Source organism: Eubacterium sp. AF22-8LB (genome assembly GCF_003458715.1).
Taxonomy (GTDB): Bacteria; Bacillota_I; Bacilli_A; order Erysipelotrichales; family Erysipelotrichaceae; genus Holdemanella.
Map to the genome: position 1 here is coordinate 1,064 of NZ_QRVI01000045.1, position 5,989 is coordinate 7,052.

4 protein-coding genes are annotated in these 5,989 nt (G+C 33.2%); all 4 read right to left on the reverse strand.

The features are described from left to right. Positions 1–323 precede the first annotated feature (323 nt). Positions 324–2,069 carry an RNA polymerase sigma factor gene (locus DWY01_RS10980; protein ID WP_117996161.1) on the reverse strand — a complete coding sequence of 582 codons (1,746 nt, stop codon included), beginning with the start codon at positions 2,067–2,069 and terminating at the stop codon, positions 324–326. A 2-nt stretch (positions 2,070–2,071) separates the two neighbouring features. Continuing rightward, positions 2,072–2,947, reverse strand: a complete 876-nt coding sequence (locus DWY01_RS11610) for a M15 family metallopeptidase (protein WP_158553711.1) — start codon at positions 2,945–2,947, stop codon at positions 2,072–2,074. A gap of 72 nt (positions 2,948–3,019) precedes the next feature. Beyond that, positions 3,020–4,054, reverse strand: coding sequence for a zinc-ribbon domain-containing protein (locus DWY01_RS10995; protein WP_117996162.1), 1,035 nt, complete (start codon positions 4,052–4,054; stop codon positions 3,020–3,022). Between the two features lie 19 nt (positions 4,055–4,073). Next, positions 4,074–5,801: a zinc ribbon domain-containing protein gene (locus DWY01_RS11000; protein WP_117996163.1), complete on the reverse strand. Its 1,728-nt coding sequence runs from the start codon at positions 5,799–5,801 to the stop codon at positions 4,074–4,076. Positions 5,802–5,989 lie beyond the last annotated feature (188 nt).

Consider the following 5,989-nt stretch of genomic DNA (forward strand, 5'->3'; position numbering starts at 1 on the left):
AGTTTGGCATATGCCTCTTCATCCTTATTTCTTGCCTGTTCTACTAATTTAACATCCATACAATCAACCCCATTAAACCCTTTTATATTCCTCTAATACTTCATCTTTGATTTCTTTCAATCGTTCTTGGTTAGTTTCACAAAAATCATTACATAAATCTTCTAGAACATCCTCTAATGTATAAATCATTCTTGAAACCCCTTTCCAATAAGCATTCTATCATATTTCTAATTATATTATAATGAACAATTGGTTATCGTTCCTAGAAAAATCGCCATTAAAAAAGAGAATCAAAACATTCATTTGATTCTCTAATATAGCTATTATTTTACTAATTCAATCTGTTTCCATTCACCCTTGATTTTCACATAAGCCTTACCATCAATTGGTAAACTAACATCTTCAAAGTCTCCCATATATACTAAATTTAAATCTTTATCAACAATACCCATCTTCCCATCCTTTTCAACCTTCATAGCATTATCTGAAATAGGATGTGCAGAGTCGAAGACAATATCAGTATGTTTAGTTCCTTTCGCATTCCAAATGATATATCCATCATCTACCTTTTCATAAATCAAGCCATAAACTTCCCCAAATAAGTCGTAATACCAAATCTTGTTACTTTCATCATGAGATCTTCTTGCAAATGTGGCAATTTCATCCGTATCATAAGGACCAATTATTTTATTCTCACCATATAAAACTATATAGTAATCCGAATAATAGGATGAGTTATTTTCATAGACAATCATTGAATTATTAAAATCTTGTTTCCAATCATATGACTTAACTTCTTGCATTTGGCCTTCATCCAATTTTAAAGAGTAAGGTTTATACTCTCCTCTATCGAATGTTAAACGTTTATTTGTTACTCCACCAAATCCGCTAACACCGCATATCTCTTCTGTATCATCTGAAGAGCTTTTTAACGAATCTCCTCCTATAGCTTGTTCATCCGTTGCCAAGCACACCCAATTTCCATTGTCATAAGGTGTTAATACACCTTTTACATATTTGGAGTCCATTAGATACTTACCATTCGTATCTATTACACCATATAATCCATTATTTTTTACAAGATAACCACGAACATCTTTATTCGCCACATCAATTGGCGTTTCTTCAAAATCCGGTACTTTTGTATCTAAGATTTTATAGTTCATGTTTTCTATATTTGCGATTTCAGTTGTTTTTGAACTTGATTGATTTGTAGAATGATCTGCAACCTTTTTAGTAACAGTATATCCACCAAATACAGCTCCCGTACCTACTACTGCTGCAGCCACGACGCCTGCGATCACCTTTCCAGCTCCTGCTTTTGTAGCTGTCGTTGCGGTAGTTGTAACAGCCTTCTTTGCAGCAACTTCTTTCTTTGGAATCTTTGGCGGTTGAATCGTTGATGCATGTACCACAAATGCTGGTACACTTGTCTTTTCCATTTCTTCCTTCAACATCCATACTAAGAATGGCATTGGTGCCACTGCATAGAATGACTTATTCTGTTTCCTTAACTCTTCGATCTTGTTCTTGATTTTCTGCTTTCCTATACTGATACTACTCTTTACTGTTCCTTCTGGTACTTGTAAAGCGGCTGCCGCTTCTTTTACCTTTAATCCATCTAAGTGAACTAAGATAATCGACATCTTCTGTACTTCAGGAAGCTCATTCAATACGCCTTGTAAACCTTCCTTTAGCTCTTGATAATTGAAGTTGGCATCTGGTTTAAATTCCATTCTCTCATCTTCAATATTACCTTCAAAATCCAATTCTTCCTCATTCAAATCACTGACGACTACTTCATCATATTTATGATTCTTTCTTAAATAATCTCTACATTTATTCGCTACAGAAACCATAATCCATGATTCAAATTTTGAATCATCCTTTAACTGATACATCTTCTCAAAACAATTACGATATACATCTTGTACAATGTTTTTTGCCTCATCCTTATCATTGACATACGTACAAGCTGTATAGTAAAGCTTCTTGCTTGTAAGATCTATTAGTTTGGCATATGCCTCTTCATCCTTATTTCTTGCCTGTTCTACTAATTTAACATCCATTATTATGCTCCGTAATATTCATCTAAACTTAAATTGTTTTCATATAAATAAGTAGCTAAATCTACGCCAACATATCTTAAGTGCCAGCTTTCTGGAGCAATCTTTGTCTTATCTTCTTTATCATCTGGATAGCGTAAAATAAATCCATATTCATGCATATGCTTTAATAACCATGGATAATGTGAGTTGTATCGTACTGCATCTAAATCACTTGTATCATTATCCATACGAATATCCACGGCTAATCCTGTTTGGTGTTCACTAAAGCCAGGTCTTGTCCAATAGCGGTCGGCATATTCTACACCATAGCCATTTACACCATTATAGTAAAGGCCAGACTGATAGTCGTACGATCTAAAAGCAGAACATGCATTTAAGATAAATCCCTGCTGACTAGCGGCAACTACCATTTGTTCAAAGGCCTGTGCAGCTGGTGCACGCATTTGTGCATTATGCTCCCCGCTATTGGATACAGTAACTAAATCACTAGGCGTATAGTCACTTGGCAATCCAGAATATTTATTTACTAAAATGTCAATATCATTTAAGTTAGATACAGTTACTGTGTTTGTATAAGGATCTCCACTTTGATCAACATATTTGCCAGAAGTTTTTACTTCTTTTGAAGATTCCTTTTCTTCTTTAACTTCCTTCTCTTCTTCTATCTCTGTTGATTTTGCGACCTTCTTTTCTTCCACTTTCTTCTTTGTGCTTTTCTTTTCCTCTTTATTTTCCTCTTTCTTTTCCTGCTTCTCTTTTTCCTCGATTTTTTGAATTTCCTTTTTTTCTTCACTAAAATATCGGTTGATGGCACTTAAGTTTAACCCACACATATATACAATGGCGGCAATACAGAAAAATATAATACTTCTTTTCATTTTACGCTTTCCTTCCCTAAATAATAAAAAGTAACTGTTCGCAAATGGATACAAATAGTTACTAATATGGTTTTATGATAAATAAATATATGAATTATCCTTTATACAAACATAATGACCATTAGATAATTCTCCCCAATACGAACCGTCGCCATTATCAATTACATCTACAATTTCTAAAACTTGACCCTTTTGAATGCTGCCAACCTGACTTGCAGACAAAGAAGCACCACTTCTTTCCTTCATATTATAATTGGCTACATAAGATCCTGTATCTGGATAATCATCGTAATCAAAATCATCATTGCTGCTAGAACTTGATTTATGAGACTTTTCTGATTTACTTGCCTTCGATTCTTCTCGTGCTTTTTCAGCCTCTTTTTTTGCTTCCTTAGCCTCTTTCTTTGCTGCTTCCATTTCTTTTTTAGCTTCTTCTGCCTCTTTTTGAGCTTCTTCATCCTTCTTTTGTTGATCCGCTTTTAAAGCAGCAATCTCAGCCTGATGCTTAGAGTTTTGATAAGCCATAAAGCCTCCACCAGCAGCACCTATAATCGCAACACCTGCAATAACTGCAGCTATAATAATACCTTTATTTGATTTATTTGGTTTAGGTGTATTATCAACATTAACATTATTATTTACTCGCGGACGAGTCTGACATTCAATCTCTTCAGCTGGTTCTTCCTCTAAATCAAAACCTAAATCCTCTTCCACCTTTTGTTCTTGTTTTACAACAGGAGGAATCGCTGGACGTTTTGCCTCTTTAACAGATTCTTCTTCAGGTCCAAAATCCAACTCATCAATTTCTTCCAATTCTTTTTCCATTTCAAAACCTAAATCTTCAGGTTCATCCACATCAAATCCTAAATCCTCTTCCTCTTCAGAATCTGTTACAGGAGTATCAGAATCAGTTTCTTCTTCATTAGAGTTTGAATTCTCTTCTACTAATTTCTCATTTAGAACATCCTTTTCATCCACCTCTACAGGAATTAAAGGTGTAAATTCTTCTTTACTCTCTTCGAAATTTTCTTTGAGTTTATGACCACAACCTCCGCAAAACATTGCGTCATCTTCATTTTCAAAACCACAATATTCACACTTTTTCATACGTCTAACTCTCTTTCTACTAACCTGCGTAATGAACTAAATCATCCTCAGTAACATCCATATCACTCATAATATCATCTAGAATATCTGTTTCGGACTCATCCTCATCTTTTTCATAATCATAAATGTATCCATTAAAATAATTTGGATTTGTTGTTTTAAAGTTACCATCTACACTAACATCCATATAATAATACAATGTTACATTATCTGTCCCATCATCATATTTATCTGTAAGATCTACTTTATAGACAAGCACTGCATTTCCAACACCATATGACTTATCGTATGCGTAATAAGTAGCTACATTATTAATTGAATTAATTGTAATTGTCTCTTCATCAAAGTAATGAGCTGAATACTTCTTTGCCTTCTTTTCAATTTTATTTTTTGTCTTTTCTTCAATTACTTTTCTAGTCTTCTTAGGAATATCGGACCAATTCTTATATACCTTAGTTAAACCTTTAACTCTAAATGTCTTTGTAGACTCTGTTACTTTTAACTTTAAACTCTTCGCAGTTTCTTCAGAATACTTTGCCGTAATCGTTACCTTATCCCCATTCGATAACCCACTTGATTTATCGATTGAATAAGAGACTGTATCCATAAAAGTACTAATATCTGAGTTTGTCTTATCATAATCTGGTTCACAACCATAATTATAATCACTATTGACATATCCACCACCATCATAACCTTCAAAATCCACTTTACAAGCAGTCATTAAATTTATTGGTGTTTTCTTAACTACATTATATATCCCAGTCCCAAGAAGACAAATAACTAAAGCTCCACAAACTCCAGCAACAATAATCGCATTCTTTTTTCCCTTTTCAGTCTTCACATATTCCTTTAAAGAACCAATCATATTTTTACCCGATTTTTGTAAATCTTCTACTGACAATTCTTTATCCGTACGTTCCAAATAGATCGTATAAGCAGAAACAGCAATTGTAGCAATTTCAGCAATTAATAATAACACAACAGATACTTTAATGCTTGTTGTATTTGAATATAATGATAGAGCAGATCCAGTTACGGATTCTGCAGCATCCCAATTTCCGTTTATTGCGGCGTTAACAGCTTTTAGAATTTGACCAACTCGAATAACTGTAGGTAATAAAGTTAACGCGATTACTTCACTTACACCCACTGTTCCAAAGGCTAATAAAGAACTCTTTCTCTTATCCTTCAATTTAACCAAACGATAAATATATCCACCAATCACAACTAAATTCAATAAGAATACAATATAGAAGAACGTAACACTCGTTTTTACTGTACCTAATGCCTTGCACAATTCTTCAAATCCACTCATATCATAAAGTTTATTTGTTACACTTTTATATTTAAAGAATAATGAGATTGTAATAAAAAAAACAATAACACCACCAACAATAGATGCAATCAATAAATATAATCTCTTTAGATCAAATCCGTTTAATGAAGATTTTTCAACTGAAGCTTTTACCTTTTCTGCAAAATCATTAACCTTTTTTGAAGTATCTTGTTTAGATTCAACAACTGGAATTTTTGGTAAAGCTACACCTTTTGGTTGCTCCGCCTTTTTTTCTTCAACAGTTTCAGCAACATCTTCTTTCGTTTGTTCTACATTTTCTTCTTCAACAGACTCAACAACATCATCTTTTGTTTCATCTTCCTCAATTAGTTCAAGTTTCGAACCACATTTCTGACAAAAGCCAAATTTATCTTCATAAACCTCACCACAATTTAAACATTTTTTCATATCTGCCAACAACCCTTCTAATCTATTTCATTTTCTAATTTATACAATTCAATCATTAAAAATATATCCCTTTTTCTATCTCTCAGTTATTTTTCTTATAATTTGTAAACCACTTAAATAATTCTTGAAATGTGATGTTAGCATATAAATAGGACTAGTCAAAAAGAGAAAATTTACACCAGTGGTAC